Origin of the sequence: Caenimonas soli (assembly GCF_013155545.1) — a bacterium.
Classification (GTDB): domain Bacteria; phylum Pseudomonadota; class Gammaproteobacteria; order Burkholderiales; family Burkholderiaceae_C; genus Ramlibacter; species Ramlibacter soli.
The window spans coordinates 264,334-280,542 of sequence record NZ_JABJVV010000004.1; the positions used below are offsets into that span (position 1 = coordinate 264,334).

Annotated in this window: 15 protein-coding genes; 2 read left to right on the plus strand and 13 right to left on the minus strand. The window is 65.3% G+C overall.

The features are described from left to right. Positions 1–10: 10 nt before the first annotated feature. The 13 genes from HNE04_RS08295 to HNE04_RS08355 form a co-directional block, all read right to left on the minus strand. Complete coding sequence (locus HNE04_RS08295) at positions 11–796, minus strand: TetR/AcrR family transcriptional regulator (RefSeq protein ID WP_172218059.1); 786 nt, start codon at positions 794–796, stop codon at positions 11–13. After that, a complete protein-coding gene (locus tag HNE04_RS08300) occupies positions 765–2,525 on the minus strand; it encodes an acyl-CoA dehydrogenase family protein (RefSeq protein ID WP_172218060.1) in 1,761 nt (586 codons plus the stop codon). Before HNE04_RS08300 ends, HNE04_RS08295 begins: the two co-directional genes overlap by 32 nt. 12 nt (positions 2,526–2,537) lie before the next feature. Beyond that, on the minus strand, positions 2,538–3,725 hold the full coding sequence (locus HNE04_RS08305) for an acetyl-CoA C-acyltransferase (protein ID WP_172218061.1): 1,188 nt from the start codon (positions 3,723–3,725) through the stop codon (positions 2,538–2,540). A gap of 18 nt (positions 3,726–3,743) precedes the next feature. Further along, a complete protein-coding gene (locus HNE04_RS08310; protein ID WP_172218062.1) occupies positions 3,744–4,442 on the minus strand; it encodes an ABC transporter ATP-binding protein in 699 nt (232 codons plus the stop codon). Next, on the minus strand, positions 4,435–5,193 hold the full coding sequence (locus HNE04_RS08315; RefSeq protein WP_172218063.1) for an ABC transporter ATP-binding protein: 759 nt from the start codon (positions 5,191–5,193) through the stop codon (positions 4,435–4,437). Before HNE04_RS08315 ends, HNE04_RS08310 begins: the two co-directional genes overlap by 8 nt. Further along, the gene (locus HNE04_RS08320) at positions 5,190–6,440 is read right to left on the minus strand and encodes a branched-chain amino acid ABC transporter permease (protein ID WP_172218064.1); all 1,251 of its coding nucleotides are present in this window, start codon (positions 6,438–6,440) and stop codon (positions 5,190–5,192) included. The genes HNE04_RS08315 and HNE04_RS08320 overlap by 4 nt, the downstream gene beginning before the upstream one ends. Then, complete coding sequence (locus tag HNE04_RS08325) at positions 6,440–7,387, minus strand: branched-chain amino acid ABC transporter permease (RefSeq protein ID WP_172218065.1); 948 nt, start codon at positions 7,385–7,387, stop codon at positions 6,440–6,442. The genes HNE04_RS08320 and HNE04_RS08325 overlap by 1 nt, the downstream gene beginning before the upstream one ends. Positions 7,388–7,415: 28 nt before the next feature. After that, positions 7,416–8,678 carry an ABC transporter substrate-binding protein gene (locus HNE04_RS08330; protein WP_172218066.1) on the minus strand — a complete coding sequence of 421 codons (1,263 nt, stop codon included), beginning with the start codon at positions 8,676–8,678 and terminating at the stop codon, positions 7,416–7,418. An 80-nt stretch (positions 8,679–8,758) separates the two neighbouring features. Continuing rightward, positions 8,759–10,393, minus strand: a complete 1,635-nt coding sequence (locus HNE04_RS08335; protein ID WP_172218067.1) for an AMP-binding protein — start codon at positions 10,391–10,393, stop codon at positions 8,759–8,761. Next, on the minus strand, positions 10,390–11,517 hold the full coding sequence (locus HNE04_RS08340; protein WP_172218068.1) for a 3-hydroxyacyl-CoA dehydrogenase family protein: 1,128 nt from the start codon (positions 11,515–11,517) through the stop codon (positions 10,390–10,392). The genes HNE04_RS08335 and HNE04_RS08340 overlap by 4 nt, the downstream gene beginning before the upstream one ends. A gap of 217 nt (positions 11,518–11,734) precedes the next feature. After that, complete coding sequence (locus HNE04_RS08345; RefSeq protein ID WP_172218069.1) at positions 11,735–12,739, minus strand: zinc-binding dehydrogenase; 1,005 nt, start codon at positions 12,737–12,739, stop codon at positions 11,735–11,737. Between the two features lie 49 nt (positions 12,740–12,788). Next, the gene (locus HNE04_RS08350) at positions 12,789–13,274 is read right to left on the minus strand and encodes a PaaI family thioesterase (RefSeq protein WP_235964864.1); all 486 of its coding nucleotides are present in this window, start codon (positions 13,272–13,274) and stop codon (positions 12,789–12,791) included. A 158-nt stretch (positions 13,275–13,432) separates the two neighbouring features. Further along, entirely contained in the window at positions 13,433–14,215 is a 783-nt protein-coding gene (locus HNE04_RS08355; RefSeq protein ID WP_172218070.1) for a GntR family transcriptional regulator, read from the minus strand. 79 nt (positions 14,216–14,294) lie between these two features. On the opposite strand from HNE04_RS08355, the gene HNE04_RS08360 reads away from it, so the two are divergent. Together HNE04_RS08360 and metC are read left to right on the plus strand one after the other, a co-directional pair. Further along, complete coding sequence (locus tag HNE04_RS08360) at positions 14,295–14,924, plus strand: VOC family protein (RefSeq protein ID WP_172218071.1); 630 nt, start codon at positions 14,295–14,297, stop codon at positions 14,922–14,924. Then, positions 14,921–16,147 (plus strand): cystathionine beta-lyase, encoded by a 1,227-nt coding sequence (gene metC, locus HNE04_RS08365; RefSeq protein WP_172218072.1) that lies wholly within the window; start codon positions 14,921–14,923, stop codon positions 16,145–16,147. Before HNE04_RS08360 ends, metC begins: the two co-directional genes overlap by 4 nt. Positions 16,148–16,209: the final 62 nt, after the last annotated feature.

The window sequence follows — 16,209 nt, forward strand, 5'->3', positions numbered from 1 at the left end:
CGTTTCATCGCTAAGGCATCGATTTCCGGGCTATTGCCTCGGCCGATGCGAACTTGGCCGCGGGCTCGGCAAGCAGGCCTGGCAGCACATAAGCCATGCTCTGTTCCGTGAGGGCTTCCACGTCGATTCGCCGGCCGGTTGCGGCGGACCACCAGACAGAATGGTCTAGCCCCCCGATCACGAAATCGCGGATGAAGCGAACATTGAGATCAGGCTGGAACTGCCCGCTCTTGATCCCGTCGCGCAGGATGTCCTCGAAACAGCGCACGTAGATGCTACTGAGCGGGCTGAGGATGGACGAATATTTGTGCGGGGGGCGGCGCGTTTCGTGGAAATACAGCAGGTTGAACTTGGGCGAATCGCGCCACGACATGAATTGCAGCTCCACGAAGCGGCGCATCCGCTCCAGCGGCGTCTTCTCCTTTTTCACTTCGTCGCGGATCATTTGCACCACTTCGGCGTAGTGCCACGCGATCGAGCGGTACAACAGTTCCTCCTTGCCGTCGAGGTGCTTGTAGAGAAGACCGTCTGAAATACCCAGGCGCGACGCGATGGAGCTGATCGAGGTGGCGTCGTAGCCGTTCTCGCAGAACTCCGCCAGCGCCGCTTCGAGGATGGCCTCCCCGCGAAGTTCGAACTCTTTTCGCAGCGATGCGCGCGGCGTAGTCTTTGGCATTTTTCGAGCGGCGGCAACGAGACTAGACACAGTGGCACGTCCTTTCATTTTTTTTGATACTTCCCCATTTTTGCCGATCGTGCCGGCCTCAGTCCACCAAAAACGCCGCCTGAACCACATGTTCGGCCGCGAGCACCTGTGCGGCGTAGGTGTCGCAGCGTGGCAGCACCTGGGCTGCGAAAAACTTCATGACAGCCAGCGGCTCTGCATTCGCCTGCCGCCCACCTGGCTCGGCTTCCCGCGCCAGCAGCAAAGCCGCGATCAGGGTGCCCGCGAAATCGAGAAAATCGCTGGCCGCTGCGGCCGCCGTCGACGGTTGCGCGGACCAGCGCTGGTTCGAAAGTTCAACCAGCGTGAAAAACAGGCTGCAGTACGGGTCAACGGCAGCAAAAGGCTGCGCCCATTGCGGTTCTGCTTCGGCGCGCGCCCTGAACTGGCCATGCAGTTCGACGATCAGTTCCCGCAGTGCCTGCCCCTGGTCGCGCAGGACCTTTCTGCGGCCGAAATCCAATGCCTGGATGCCGTTGCTTCCTTCATAGATCGGCCCGACCAGGGCATCCGAGAGATAGCTCGCTACGCCGGTTTCGGCAACATAGCCGGCGCCGCCGTGAACCTGGATCGCCATGGCCGTCACCTCCACGGACCGCGCGCTGCACCAGGACTTGGCGACCGGCGTGAGCAGTTCGAGCCGGGCCTTCGCCACTGTTCGCTGCGCGGGAACGGGGTGCGCGGCCGAGATGTCCAGCTGGGCGGCGGCGTAGAGGTACAGCGCGCGGGCGCCGGCGATCAGCGTGCGCATCGTCAGCAGCATGCGCTGCACGTCCGGGTGGCCGATGATCGGAATCGACGCGGCGCCGCCGGTGACCGGCTTGCCCTGGACGCGATGCCTTGCGTAGCCCAACGCCTGCTGGTAGGCGCGCTCCGCAAGGCCGACGCCCTGCACCGCAGTGGCCAGGCGCGTGATGTTGAGCATCGAGAACATGCAGGCCAGGCCCCGGTTCGCCTCCCCCAGCAGCCAGCCCTCGGCGCCTACACCGTCGCGGCCGAATTCCATCCAGCAGGTCGCGCTGGCATGCAGGCCGATCTTGTCTTCGAGGGACAGCACCCGGACGTGATTGAGATCCCCTGCGACGCCCGCGGCGTCGGCTCGACGCAAGGGCACCGCGAACAGCGAGATGCCCGCCGTGCCGGCAGGGGCTCCCGGCAATCGTGCCAGTACCAGATGCAGCACGTTCGCCGCGCCGTCATGATCGCCCCAGGACGTGAACACCTTCTGGCCGACGATCATGTAATGGTCGTCGTGGGGCACGGCCCTGGTCCGCAGCAAGCCGAGGTCCGAACCGGCTTGCGGCTCGGTCATTCCAAGGGCGCCGGTCCATTCCCCCGAAACCAGCCTGGGCAGCCATCCCCGCCGCATCCACTCGGGCGCATGCTGCTCGAGCGCAACCATGACACCATGGGTCAAGGCCGGCAACTGATTGAAAGCAGCGTCACCCGCACTCCAGATCTCACACAATGCGAATTGCACAGCCCAAGGCAGGGCGCTCCCGCCCAGCTCGCGTGGCATGGACATGCCCATCCAGCCGTCGCTTCGGAAGGCCTCATAGGCCTTGGCAATACCCACGGGCGCCTTGACGCGGCCGCCCTCCAGTCTCGCGCCCTCGCGCTGCGAGGCGCCCCGGCCGGGCGACAGCCACCTCGTCGCGAACCGGCCCCCGTGCGTCAGGATGGCGGCGACATCGTCCACCGCAGCGCCTTCGGTATCGAAGGCCAGCAGCGCCTCCAACCCTGCAACGCACTGCAGGGTTCGCAGCAGTTCGCGTTCCGGTGGTATGAATGACAGGGGCATTTCGCCATCGCGTCAGGAAAATATCTCAAACAGGCCCGCCGCGCCCATGCCATGGCCGATGCACATGGTGACGACCGCGCGCTTCAGTCCCATCGCGCGCCCCGCAAGCAAGGCGTGCCCGGCCATCCGCGTGCCGCTCATTCCGTAGGGGTGGCCGATCGAGATCGCGCCGCCGTGGATGTTGAAGCGTTCATTGGGCAGCCCCAGCCGGTCGCGGCAGTACAGGACCTGCGAGGCGAACGCTTCGTTCAGTTCCCACAGGTCGATGTCGTCGATCGAAAGGCCGTTGCGCGCCAGCAGGCGGGGCACCGCGAATACGGGCCCTATGCCCATTTCGTCGGGCTCGCATCCGGCCACGGCAAAGCCGCGAAAGGCGCCCAGCACCTTCAGGCCGCGGCTCTCAGCGAACTTGCGCTCCACCACGACGACCGCCGCCGCGCCATCGGACAGCTGGCTGGCATTTCCCGCGGTGACGCTGCCCTCGGGCTCCACCGCCTTGAGGCCGGCCAGGCCGTCCAGGGTCGTGCCGGCGCGCGCGCCTTCGTCGTGGGCCAGCGTCGCGGTTTCCTCATAGGCGGTGTCGCTTCCTTTGGCAACCACCCGCCGCCGCACCGTGATCGGCACGATTTCGTCGCGCAGGATCGCCTGCTGCTCCGGCGACGCGTGGCGCCGCTGGCTTTGCAGCGCGTAGGCGTCCTGCTGTTCACGCGAAATTCCGTAGCGCTTTGCCACCACCTCGGCGGTCTGCAGCATGCTCATGCGGTAGATCTCGGGATACTTCTCCAGCAGCCATGCTTCCTCCACGTTCGAGCGGTTCTTGCCCGGGCCCTCGATCAGGCTCAGCGACTCCACGCCGGCGGCCACCATCACGTCACTGCCACCGGCCATGATCTGCTGCGAGGCGATGGCGATCGCCTGCAGGCCGGAGGAGCAAAAGCGATTGACCGTCAGGCCGGCCGCCGTCACCGGCAACCCGGCCCGCAGCGCTGACTGCCGCGCAATGTTCTCGCCGGTTGCGCCTTCGGGATAGCCGCAGCCCACGGTCACGTCCTCGACTTCGCCGGGTTCGATTCCCGCACGTTCGACGGCGGCGGCGATCGCATGGCCCGCCATGGTGGCGCCGTGCGTCATGTTGAGGCTGCCGCGATGGGCCTTGCCGATGGGGGTTCGGGCATAGCCCACTACTACTGCTTCTCGCATGAAAGTCGTTCCTTTAAGTCAAACTGCCAGCCACTGGCGGAAAATTTCGGGTTGCGCCGTCAATGCCTCGGGCGAACCCGAATAGACGATCTGCCCACGCCCCATCACATGCACGGTGCGCGACAAGCGCATTGCGATGGTCAGCTTCTGCTCCACAAGAAGAATGCCGACGCCCGCGGCGGCGATATCGCTGAGCAGTTCGGCCACCTGCGCCACCACTTTCGGCGCCAGGCCCTCGGTGGGTTCGTCCACCAGCATGACCCTCGGGTTGCCCAGCAGACTGCGGCAGATGGTCAACATCTGCTGCTCGCCGCCGGACAGCGACCCGGCGTTCACCTCTGCGCGCTCGGCCAGGCGCGGAAAGCGTTGAAACATCTCCTCGAGTTTCCATTTCGACTCGCCGCCGGGGCCGCGCTTCATTCCCAGGGAGAGGTTCTTGCGCACCGTGAGCTCGGGGAAGACGTCACGGCTCTCCGGGACGTACGCGATGCCCGCGCGCGCCACGCGGTGCTGTGGCAGTCCGATCATTTCCGCATCATCGAGGCGGACCGACCCTTGTGCCTGCACCTCGCCGATGATGGCCTTGAGCGCGGTGGACCGGCCAGCGCCATTGCGCCCGAGCAGGCTCACCACCGCGCCGGCGGGTACCTCCAGGTCGATGCCCTGCAGGATGTGGCTCTGCCCGTAGTAGGCATGAAGGTTCTTGATGCTAAGCATGGTCCTGCCCCAAATCTCCGAGGTAGGCTTCCCGCACCGCGGCGTTGTCGCGGACGGCTTCGGGCGTGCCGGTGCACAGGACTTTGCCGGCCACCAGCACGGTGATCCGGTCGGCCAGGCCGAAAACGACGCTCATGTCGTGCTCCACCATGACCAGCGCACGGCCTTCGCTGACGCGGCGAATCAAGCCGATGGCCCGTTCGGTCTCGGCCTGGCTCATGCCGGCGGTGGGTTCGTCGAGCAGCAGCACGGAAGGATTGCCGGCGACGGCGATCCCGATCTCCAGTGCACGCTGTTCGGCGTAGCTCAAGTTCTCGGCCAGCGTGTCCGCCCGTGCTTGCAGCTCGATTTCCTCAAGCAATTCCTGCGCGCGCCGGTTGGCTGCATGCGATTTGGCGATGTTTCGCCAGATCGAATACCGGTCTCCGCTGCTCCACATACATCCGCAACGCAGGTTTTCCAGCACGCTCAGACGCGGGAAGAGGTTGCTGATCTGGAAGCTGCGGGCGAGGCCGAGCCGCGCGATCTCGTGCGGGACCAGTCCGGATATCTTCTTCTGGCCCAAGGTGATGCGCCCCCCGGACAAGGGCTGGCGTCCCGAGATCACGTGGAACAGCGTGGATTTGCCGGCGCCGTTGGGGCCGATGATGCAATGGCGCTCCGACGCGGCGATCGACAAGTTCACGCCCTGGAGCACCTTGAGCAGGCCGTACTGCTTGCGCACCTCGGTCAGTTCGAGTGCGGTGTTCATGCTGCCTCCATCTTGCTGCGGGTGACGTCAGGTGCGGCTCGCCGGATCCTGGCCGCGCGCGCGAGCGTGGACCATCCCCACCAGGCGCCCGAGGCGGCCACGAGGAGCCAGAGCAATAGCGCACCTGCCAGCGGAAGCCCGAGCGTGAAGATCGACACGGCCCCGCCGCCGCTGCGCCGGGCGAACACGACCTCGGTCATGCCGATCAGGCCGGTGGCCACCACCAGGATGGCCGCGGCGCGCGCGAGCCCGTTGCGCAGCAGTTGCCTGCGTGCCGTCCCTGCGACGAGCAGCGCACGCTGCGCCGCGAAAGCCCCCGCCAGGCCGTTCGGCGAGAACAGGATCACGCAGGTGAAGATGACTCCGAGGTAGAACAGCCAGGCCGGCGTCACGCCGCTGAGCTGGGTGCTGAGCAAGGTCACGCCGATTGCGCCGGCGATGGTTCCGAAAAAGGAGCCCGTTCCACCGAGCACCGTCATGAATACCGGCAGCGCCGAATGTTCGATCGACAGCGACGCCAGGCCGACGTGCTCGTAGCTCAGCGCGGACAGGCTGCCCGCGATGCCCGCGAAGAAGCTGGACACGGTGAAGGTGAGCCAGCGCACCATGCGAACGTCGTAGGCGAGAAACCGAAGACGCTCGGCGTTCTCCCGCGCGGCCAAGGCGATGCGGCCAAGTGGCGTGGTCTCGAAATGGCGAATCGCCAGCATGCTCAGCGCAACCCAGCAGACGATCAGCAGGTAGACCTGCCATGGCGGGCCGAACGTGATGCCAAGGGGCGTGGGGCCGACCCAGCGGTCCACCGACAGGCCTTCTTCTCCGCCCGACACCGACCTGAACACATAGCCCAGGCCCATGGCCAGTTCGCCGATGCCCAGGGAGATCATGGCGAAGGCCAGCTTCTCGCGGCGCGTTGCGATCCAGCCGATGGCCGCGCCGGCAAGCGCCGCGGCGAGGCCGCACGCGAGCGGTAGCAGGGAGATCGGCACATAGGGAATCGATTGCGCGTGAAAACCCTTCAGGAGGTAGACCAGGGCGTATCCGCCGACCCCGAAGAAGATGCCGTGGGCAAACCACAGCATTCCGCAGATGCCGTACATGAGGTGGAAAGACAGCGCGAACAGGATTGCGATCGCAATCTGCGACGCGCCGGTGAGCGTGGCCGGAGACAGCTTGAGCAGGGGCAGGGACAGGGCGGCCGCAAACAGCGTGAGCGCCAGCAAAAATCGATGAGGGCGGGTAAACATCAGACGTCTCGCGTTCCGAAAAGGCCGCGCGGGCGAACCAGCAGCAGGACGATCATCAGCAGATAGGGAAGCAGCGGTGCGATCGATGCGGTCGACAACTGGCGCAGGTCCGTGCTGCGAGCCAGCGCCTGCCCATCCAGGTGCAGCAGCGCCGCCACGTCCAGCAATGAAACAGGGTAGGAAACCGCGGCGGTCTGAACCAGGCCGATCAGCAGGGACGCGAGCAGGGCGCCGCCGAGCGAACCGAGCCCGCCGACCACCACCACCACGAAAATCAGCGCGCCGAGCTGGATGGCCATCGTCGGCTGCGTGCCCAGGACGTTGCCCGCCAGCGCCCCGGCCAGGCCCGCCAGGCCCGCGCCCACCGCGAACACCTGGTTGAACAGCCGCGGCACGTTGTGGCCCAGCGCCGCCGTCATCTTGGGATGCGTCAGCGCGGCCCGGATGATGGAGCCGATCAGTGTCAGGCGCATCACCAGGAACAGGACAATGAAGACCAGCAGCGTCAAGCCGAATGACAGAACCTTGTACGCCGAGTACTGGATGCCACCGGTGCGCAACAGCGGAAAGTCGAGGAAAGTCGGAACCAGGTAAGGCACCGAGGTCCTCCCCCAGATCAGTTGAACCGCCTCTGTCAGCACATAGGCCAGGCCGAAGGTCACCAGCAATTCCGCCAGGTGGCCCGCGCCCCGCGCCCGTGACAGCACGTGACGCTCGATCAGGGAGCCCAGGATGGCCACCCCGATCGGCGCCAGGCACAGGCCCAGCCAGAAGCCGCCGATGCGCGACAGCTCGTAGGCGAAGTACGCGCCAAGCATGAAGAAGGTCGCATGGGCGATGTTCAGCACGCCCATGATGCCGAACACCAGCGTGAAGCCGCTGCTCAAGAGGAACAGCATCAGCCCGTAGGAGATACCGTTGAAAACGACGAATGCGACACTGTCCATGGAACGCTCCGGTAGGAAAAGCCGCGCGTCAGGAAGGCCGAGCCATCTTGCAGGTGGTCGGCATCATCGAACCCTGCGGCGAAGGCGGGTACAGCGTCTTGAAGCCGACGCCGGTGGTGCGCCCTTCGACAAAATATTTCTCCGGCACCGATGCGGATAGCTGCACGATGGTGAGCGGGAACTCGAACTGGTGATCGGTGGTCCGGAACGACGCCGGCCCGGAGGGCGTGGTGATCCTGGTCTGCTCCAGCGCGGCCGCGACCTTGCGCGGGTTGTCCTCGCCGACCTTGTCGATGGCGGACTTGAACATGTCCAGCATCCAGACCATGCGCTCGGCGAAGTAGCTTCCGTTGAAGTTGCTGCGGTAGTTGGCATACACCTTCTTCATCTCCTCACCGACGCCATCGTTGGGGTTCAGGTCAGTCACGGCAACCACCGGCACGATGGCCAGGTCCTGCGGCGTGATCACGGCCATGTGCGGGGACAGATTGCCGTACGCGGCATAGACCTTGACCTTGAGGCCGGCCGCGACGATGGCTTTGTAGAAGCGAATGAAGTCCACGTCGAACGCGCTGGTGAGCACCGTGTCGACGTTGAGTTGCCGCAGCTTGGCAACGTAGGGCGTGAAGTCCTGCACCTTGCCGAAGGGCAGGATGACGTCGGCGGCGACCACGCCGGCATTGGGCAGGCGCTCCTTCACCAGCTGCGAGGCTGCGTTGTGGAAAGCCTGGCCCAATGCATAGCCTTGGTCCATCTGGTAGATGCGCTTGACGCCCGGATCTTTGGCCATCGCATTGACCAGGGCCGAGGCGTACATGTCGGCGCCGATGCCCCAGCGGAAGTGCCAGTACGAGCAGTTCTCGTTGGTCAGCGCGAGGGCGCCGCCGGAGGTGTTGAAGAAGACCATGGGGTTGTCCGGCGAGCGCTTGTTCTGGCGCTCGACGAAGGCGGTGGTGGCCAGGGCGTGGTTGGAACCGATGCCCACGGCGACATAGCGGATGCCGTCGTCGTAGGCCTTGTTGAGCAGTTCGTTGGTCTTCTCGACATTGCCGGCGTTGTCGAGCGGAACGATCTGGATCTTCCTGCCCTTGAGCACGCCGCCGCGGGCGTTGAGCTCATCGGCGGCGACCGTCAGGTTGTCGACCCAGGGCTTGCCGGTGCCGGCCGTCGGTCCCGACAGCGGCTCGATGACGGCGATGCGCACCGGCTGGCTGGACGCTGGCGCGGGCAGCAGGCAACCGGCGGTGACCGCCAGAGCGCAAATGCCGTGAAACGCTCGAGTGAATTGCATGATGATTCCTTATCTCTTGGTGGGCAACAAAGACGAATTGCGCGTGGTGCGCGGATACAAACGAATGCTCGAAAGGTGGATTACGCGCGCGCGGCGTCGCGCTGCCACAGGTCGTCCTTGACCGCTTTTCTCATGACCTTTCCGGTCACGGTGAGCGGCAACTGCGCCATGAACTCGATGCGGCGCGGATATTCATGGCGTTCCAGGCGGGTGCGGCCGTACTCGACCAGTTCCCGGCTGAGGGTTTCGGAGGGCGCGACCCCGGGCTTGAGCTGCACGACGGCCGTCACGGCCTCGCCGCGCACTTTGTCGGGCAGCCCGACCACGGCCACCAGGTCGACCGCCGGGTGGGTGACGAAGCAAGCCTCGATGTCCGAGGGGCCGATGCGATAGCCCGAGCTCTTGATGATGTCGTCGTTGCGGCCCACGAACCACAGGTAGCCCTCTTCGTCCTGCCAGGCCTCGTCGCCTGTCATCAGCCACTCGCCACGCAGCTTGGCCGCCGTCGCGGCTTCGTCGCCCCAGTAGCCCAGGAAGGTCTGTGGATGGCTGCGGTGCGATGCGATTTCCCCCACCTCGCCGCACTTCACCGGCTCGCCGGCAGCGTTCACGATCTGCAGCCGGGCGCCCGGAACCGCAAGGCCGAGCGAGCCGAAGCGTGCCGGCATCAACGCCGCGTTGTGAACGGTGAAAGGGGCGCACTCGGTCTGCCCATAGGCCTCGCCGGGGATCAGGCCGAACGCCGACTGAAGGTACTCGAACATGTCCTTTCCGAGCGACTCGCCGGTACAGAACAGGCTGCGCAGCACCGTCGGCGGCGGCGTCCCGACCTGCCGCATCATGCGCAGCATGGTCGGCGTCAGCAGGGTGTTGCGAATCTTGTGACGCGACATGAATGCGAACACCGCGTCGGGGTCGAAGGGATGCGGCGCTTTCCAGGACACCAGCGGGGTGCCGGCATACAGAAAGGAGAGCAGGATGCCGGAAAAGCCGGCGATCCAGGTCCATTCCGCGGGCGACCACGCAACGTCGCCCGTCGTTCCGAGGTCGGTGTGGATCATGGCAAGTCCACCCACGCCGCCGAGCCAGCCTCCATGCGAATGCAACACTCCCTTGGCTTTGCCGGTGGTTCCCGAGGTGTAGATGATGTAGGCCGGATCGCGGCCCTGGCCTGGTACGCCGGGGGACAGTGTCGAACCCTTTGCCAGGTCCAACCAGAAGTCGGCAGTGCCCGCCTCGGTTCCGTCGGTCAGCCAGATCGTCATGTCGGGCGGAAGCTGGTCCAGCATGGGCTGCAACTTTGCATAGCCCGTGCGATCGGTCACGATGCCCTTGGCGCCCGAATGAGCCAGCCTGTGCAGCAGCCCGGTCCCGCTGAACACGCTGGCGATCGGCATCGCGATGGCCGCCAGCCGCCAGGTTGCGATCAGCGCGATCGGCATCTCGGGCGTCTGCCCCAGAAACAGAGCCACGCGGTCGCCCCGACGGACGCCGCGCGCGGCGAGGGCGTTGGCGAAACGCGTCGACAGCTCCCGCAGCTTCGCGTAGCTGTAGGTGGTGATGGTCCCGTCGGCGGCTTCGTCCATCAGGGCGAGGGAGTCGGGGGCCCTCTCGGCATGCCTGTCGCACAGGGCGATGCTCAGGCCTCCCGGCGCAGGGCCGTTGGTGGCATATTTTTTCAGGAATGCCGCATAGCGGGTCGGGTCGAACGTCAAGGGGTCTCCCTTTCGGTGGTGGCTGACAGCCCGCCAACTGCGCGCAGCGCGGCGGGAAGGGGTTGTCCATGGGCTTCGCACAGAGGGTGAACCAGGCGGCGCACTTCGGCGGCGCCCAGCCGGTCCATCAAGGCGACAGGCGCGAGGCCGAACCGCAACGCCACGCGGGCTGCAAGATCGAAATCCGCGGCGGCGGCCACGCCCTGGTCCAGCGCGTGGAGGATCGAAAGGAACACGCTGCCCCTGAGGCGATCGACGATGGCCTGCGGAACCGACGCGGGCGCAGCGGACTTGTCCCCCAGGGGCCAGGGTGTCATCGCGGCCGCATGCGAAACCACGTTGGCGGCCGGTGCATAGAAAGGGCCCAGGGCAGCCAGCGCCGCTATTGCGCCGTGTGTTGTCCTCGGGCTGCCGAGATTGCAAAGCGCCAGCGGCGCGATGGGCGGCTCGAACGCCAGTTTCGCGGCCTCGTCGACCAGGCTGGCGGACGCCAGGCCCTCATCGACGATGCGAGCTGCCTCGTTGATGAAGGGAAGGTAGAAGCGGTTGACCACGAAGCCCGGGGAGTCCTTGCATTGCAGCGTGGTCTTGCCGATCGAGCGGCAGAACGCGATGGCGCGTTCGAGGCTGGACTGGCTGGTGCGGGTGCCGCGCGTGATCTCGACCAGCGCGTTCTGGTGCGCGGGAATGAAGAAATGCATTCCGGTGAAACGCGAAGGCTGTGCAATGGAACCCGAAAGGGCCTCGATGGAGAGCGCGCTGGTGTTGCTGGCAACCAGGGCATCGGGCGCCACGATCCCGCCGATCTGCCGGAACAGTTCCGACTTGACTGCCAAATCCTCGAACACCGCTTCGATCACGGGGTCGCAGGCCGCCACTCCCTCGATCCTGCTGTCACCGGAAATTCGCGCCATCGCGGCGGCGGCCTGCTCCTGCGTCAAGCGCCCCCGCGCTGCAAGGCGCTGCAGGTCCATGCGCATGCGCTCGAACGCGGCATCCAGCGCGGCCGCGTTCTGGTCGTGCAGGACGACGGCGCGCCCCGACAGCGCGCAGGCCAGCGCAATTCCGCAGCCCATCACGCCGCTGCCGATCACCGCCGTTTTTATTTCGTGAATTGCGTTCATGGAATTGAGAATAGCATTCATGAACCGTGTTTGCAAGGCTTTCCGGCGGGGGGCGAACGGTTGGGGTGGGGGTCTTTTTTTCGAGGCGCAGGGCCGCCAGGCGCTGCGCATGGATGCAAGCCGCGCCGGCGCTCATCCGACGGGCTGCTCGCACCGCTCGCGTGGATCAATCGTGCTGAACGATGCCCCATGATGGAGCGGGCGCGAGGCGCCGACGTCAAGGCTCGATGATGACCTTGCCGAATAATTCGCGCCGGTCCAGCGCCTCGAACGCCTCGATGGCCCGCGACAACGGTACCGTCCGGTCGATCATCGGGATGAGCTTGCGTTGCTGCACCAGGTCGAGCAAGGCGTGCAGGCCGCCCCTGTCCCAGGCATTGGAGCCCTGGATATTGAGCTCGAAGGTCCAGATGTAGCGAATGTCCGTTTGCGGGTCGTAACCGGCGGTGGCTCCGCAGGTCATCATCCGCCCGCCCCGCTGCAGTGAACGCAAGGAGGGCACCCAGGTGTCGCCGCCCGTGAAATTCACCACCATGTCGACGCCGCCGCCTCCCCACACCCTGGGTTTGCCGAAGCGCTCGTGGATGGCCTTCATGAAATTGACGGCCTGGTAGTTGATGCCTTCGTGAGCGCCCAGTTCGATCAGCCGGTCCAGCTTCTCGGAGGTGGAGGCGGCCGCCACCACATGGGCCCCGGCCAGTCGGGCCAGTTGCACGCAGCAGGTTCCAACGCCGCCCGACGCGCCGAGCACCAGCACCTTTTCGCCGGCCGCCACCTTGCCGCGCGTGATCATCATGCGGTAGGCCGTACCGTAGGCGACCGGGAGGGCGGCAGCCTCGGCGAAGGACACGCGATCGGGCAACGCCATCAGCATGTGGGCCGGGACTTCGCAGTACTGCGCCAGCCCGCCGTCCGACATCTCGCCGATCAACTGGTTTTTCACGCGGTCCATGGGATCGACCAGGACCCGGTCGCCTACCTTCCAGTTCGTGACGCCTTTGCCGACGGCCGCGATCTCGCCGGCCATGTCGATCCCCAGGATGATCGGCATCGGAACCTTGATGCCCGGCATGCCTCGCAGCGTAAACAGGTCGTGGTAGTTCAAGGCACACGCCTTGACGGCGAGCACGACGCTCCCTTCTTGCGCGACGGGGTCGGGCCACGCGTTCTCGAAGGTCAATTCCCCGATTTCGCCGTGCCGATGAATTACCACTGCTTTCATTGCCGCTCCTGTACTGGAATTTGTAAGGTTGCTGGAACGCGTGCCCTCGTCATGGGCTGATTTCCGGGCGCGGCACGCCGAAGCAGCCCCGTCCGACCGCCGTCAGTCGCCCCTGGTCGTCGAAGACGTCGACGTCCACGACACCCATGGTCCGGCCGACCTTGCGGATCAAGGCCTTCGCCACCAGGAAAGCCCCGCTCGATGGACGCAGGTAGTCGATGCGGAAGTTGATGGTCGGCACGGGGCCCCCGGTCACCATCACCACGGCAAAATCGCCCGCCGTATCAACCAGCGAAGCCACCGGACCTCCGTGGTATTGGCCCGATCCGGCAAAACGCTCGAGTTGCGCGCGCATGGGCATCCTGAGGGACAGCGTCCCGGCTTCCACGTCCATGCTTTCGCAGCGCAACTGGAGGAAATCGATGAAAGGCGAGCTGTCGAGCTGCCCCTGGAGCTGTTCCATCGTCATGTACTGGTTGTCGGGCATCTTGCTGCGCTCGCTGTTGGGTCCCAGGGAAGCAGGGCCCGGGGTCAAAAATGGTGAATATAGTTCATGACATGTTAAACGGCAAGAAGAATCCGCATTCCGAGCTCTGGGAGAGGGGGCTGTGGCTCGCTGTTGGGCGCCGCGGGGCGCGGCTGATCCATGAGAAAGACGCGCCAGGAGGCGCCGGTGCTTGCGCGACTGTTGCGCTAGCGGGCCAGCCGCTTGCCCGTGGGATCGAGGGCCTTGGCGGTGATGCTGACGTCGAGAAGACTGGCCGAGGACATCAGGGCATTGAGCACCATGGACCTGGAGGATCTGAGCTCTTCCAGAATCGCCTGCTGTGCGGCTTTTGCGTCGCCTTGGCTCAAGGCTTCGATCAGGGCTTCATGTTCATGGCGCATTTCGGCCGTACGGTCCCGGATCGCCAGGCCGAAATGGAAGAAGCGCTCCATTTCGTGCAGCACTTCGGCCAGCGCGCCGACCAGCCGTTCGTTGCCGGTGGCAGAGGCGATCAGCAGGTGGAACTCCGAATTGGCGCGCAGGAACCGGTCCTCGCTGTCGCGATTGCCCGGCTTGTAGCTCAGCCCGCAAACCTTGTCGAGCCGCCGCAGGCTGACCTCGTCCACGCGTCCGGCTGCGGCCTTGACGATCGCAAGCTCGAGGACCTCGCGCAGGCCATACAGGTCGTTCACGTCGCGCAACGTGATGGGTTTGATCTGGTAGCCGCGCCGGTGTAACGGTTGCAGCAGTCCGTGTGTCGCGAGGCGGTCGAGCGCAGCGCGGGTGGCGGCGCGCTTCAGCTCGAAATGCTCCTCGATCTCGGCTTCCGACACGGTTCGCCCGGGCGCCAGTTCGCAGCGCACGATCGCACGCCGTATCGACTGGAATGCCAGGTCACTCTGCCGCTCCGATGCCAGAGGCCTCACCGCCGCGTCGCGCGCCGGCGGTCCCGTTGTTTGCAGAACGGCATTCTTGCCCGCGGTTGCCATGGATTCAACTATAGCACCGCGGTGTTGCATGGCATTTCATAACAGGTTACAGTAGGCGCCATAACAGTTTATTAGCCCGATGCTGCCACTCGACCACATCCTCTGGACCGTCCCGGACCTCCAGTCCGGGGTATCGCTCTTCGAGCAAATGACTGGCGTACGTGCGGGTATCGGCGGCAGGCATCCCGGCCGCGGCACACAAAATGCGCTGGCATCGTTTGGTGAAGGCTGCTATCTCGAGATCGTCGCGCCCGATCCGGCCCAGCCGCTGGAAAACAACTACGGCGCCATCGTCCACGCCCGGCAAGCGCCCGGCCTGATCACCTTCGTGATGCGGTGCACCGACATGGCGCCGGTGGCGAGCGCCGCTGCGCGCCTGGGACTGCCATGGGACGGGCCGAACCCTTGCAGTCGACAGCGGCCCGACGGCGACTTCCTGCACTGGCGTCTCGGCTTCACCGAGGGCTCTGCCTTCGGGGACTACCTGCCTTACTACATCGACTGGCAGGACACGCCCCATCCGTCGGAGACGGCGCCTGGCGGCTTGCAGCTGCTGGAATTCGAAGTGATTCACCCCAAGGCCGACGAGCTGCGGGCCATTTACCGGGAACTGGGAATCGCAGTTCCGGTGCGTCGCGCGCTGCAGCCCGGCATGCGTGCGCTGGTGGCTTGTCCTGCCGGTCAGATCGTTCTTACATCGCTCCAATGACATCAAACATCACAGCAGAATCCCCGCCCCACCACCCAGACGTTCTCAAGTCCAGCTCCGACGACAGGACGCTTCTGGTCCACGGTGGCCGGCAACCCGGGCGGTTTTCCGGCATGGTAAATACGCCGGTCCATCGCGGCTCGACCATCCTGGCCTCCAGTCTGGAGGAATGGGAGCGCTGGAAGGCGCCGGAAAACGGGACCAGTCGTTACGGGCGTTTCGGCACGCCAACGACGCACAGCTTCCAGGACCTGATCGCCAAGCTCGAAGGCGGACACCGCAGCATCGTGTTTCCCTCCGGGCTGTCGGCGTGCACGCACACATTGCTTTCCTTCCTGCAGGCGGGCGACCATATCCTCATGACCGACAGCGTCTACGGCCCCGTGCGCAGCTTTGCGACACAGGTGCTCAAGCGCTTCGGAATTGAAGTCGGTTTCTTCGATCCTTTGATCGGCTCGGGCATCGGTGCGCTCATCCGGCCCAACACGCGCGTCGTGTACGTCGAATCCCCAGGCTCATGGACCTTCGAGGTGCAGGACATCCCGGCCATCGCGGAGCAAGCCCACCGCGCGAAGGCGACGGTGGTGATGGACAACACCTGGGCGTCGCCGTTGTTCTTCAAGCCCTTCGAGCATGGAGTGGACGTTTCGATCCAGGCCGCAACCAAGTACATCGTCGGCCATTCCGATGCATTTCTCGGGGTCGCCACCGGCACCAGGGAAAGCTGGGAACGCCTGCAGAAGGGAAGCCACGATTTCGGCGAGATCGCCGGCCCCGACGACATCTACCTGGCCTTGCGCGGCCTGCGCAGCATGGACGTTCGCCTGGCCAGACACTGGGAAAACGGCGCGGTGCTCGCCGAGAGCCTACGCGAACACAAGCTGGTCCACAGCGTGCTGCATCCGGCCCTGCCCGAGCACCCGGGCCACGCCTTGTGGAAGCGCGACTTCCGCGGCGCGAGCGGCCTGTTCGGAGTGCAGCTGCACAGACTGGAGCCGCACGTCATCAAGGCGCTGTTCGATCGCCTGCAGTTGTTCGGTGTGGGCTTTTCGTGGGGCGGCTTCGAGAGCCTGGCGGTGCCGTCCGAAGAATCGATTCCCGGTTCCGCGCGCACCTGGCCGCATGCGGGAAAGATCATCCGGATCCATGCCGGGCTGGAAAGCGCAGAGGACCTGGTGGCAGACATGAGACAGGCGTTCAGGCACGCCGCCACCCTGGTCTGACCGGAGATGGGTGAGGCCACGCGTGATGCGGATTCATGCCGGCTCTCGAAAGTGCAGTGGAT

Excerpts from the sequence above, each read along its gene's own strand:
- HNE04_RS08305 (WP_172218061.1), bottom strand. The coding sequence starts at position 3,725 with ATGCGAGAAGCAGTAGTAGTGGGCTATGCCCGAACCCCCATCGGCAAG.
- HNE04_RS08355 (WP_172218070.1), bottom strand. The coding sequence starts at position 14,215 with ATGGCAACCGCGGGCAAGAATGCCGTTCTGCAAACAACGGGACCGCCG.
- HNE04_RS08315 (WP_172218063.1), bottom strand. The coding sequence starts at position 5,193 with ATGAACACCGCACTCGAACTGACCGAGGTGCGCAAGCAGTACGGCCTG.
- HNE04_RS08310 (WP_172218062.1), bottom strand. The coding sequence starts at position 4,442 with ATGCTTAGCATCAAGAACCTTCATGCCTACTACGGGCAGAGCCACATC.
- HNE04_RS08300 (WP_172218060.1), bottom strand. The coding sequence starts at position 2,525 with ATGCCCCTGTCATTCATACCACCGGAACGCGAACTGCTGCGAACCCTG.
- HNE04_RS08325 (WP_172218065.1), bottom strand. The coding sequence starts at position 7,387 with ATGGACAGTGTCGCATTCGTCGTTTTCAACGGTATCTCCTACGGGCTG.
- HNE04_RS08360 (WP_172218071.1), top strand. The coding sequence starts at position 14,295 with ATGCTGCCACTCGACCACATCCTCTGGACCGTCCCGGACCTCCAGTCC.
- HNE04_RS08330 (WP_172218066.1), bottom strand. The coding sequence starts at position 8,678 with ATGCAATTCACTCGAGCGTTTCACGGCATTTGCGCTCTGGCGGTCACC.
- HNE04_RS08345 (WP_172218069.1), bottom strand. The coding sequence starts at position 12,739 with ATGAAAGCAGTGGTAATTCATCGGCACGGCGAAATCGGGGAATTGACC.
- metC (WP_172218072.1), top strand. The coding sequence starts at position 14,921 with ATGACATCAAACATCACAGCAGAATCCCCGCCCCACCACCCAGACGTT.
- HNE04_RS08340 (WP_172218068.1), bottom strand. The coding sequence starts at position 11,517 with ATGAACGCAATTCACGAAATAAAAACGGCGGTGATCGGCAGCGGCGTG.
- HNE04_RS08295 (WP_172218059.1), bottom strand. The coding sequence starts at position 796 with ATGTGGTTCAGGCGGCGTTTTTGGTGGACTGAGGCCGGCACGATCGGC.
- HNE04_RS08320 (WP_172218064.1), bottom strand. The coding sequence starts at position 6,440 with ATGTTTACCCGCCCTCATCGATTTTTGCTGGCGCTCACGCTGTTTGCG.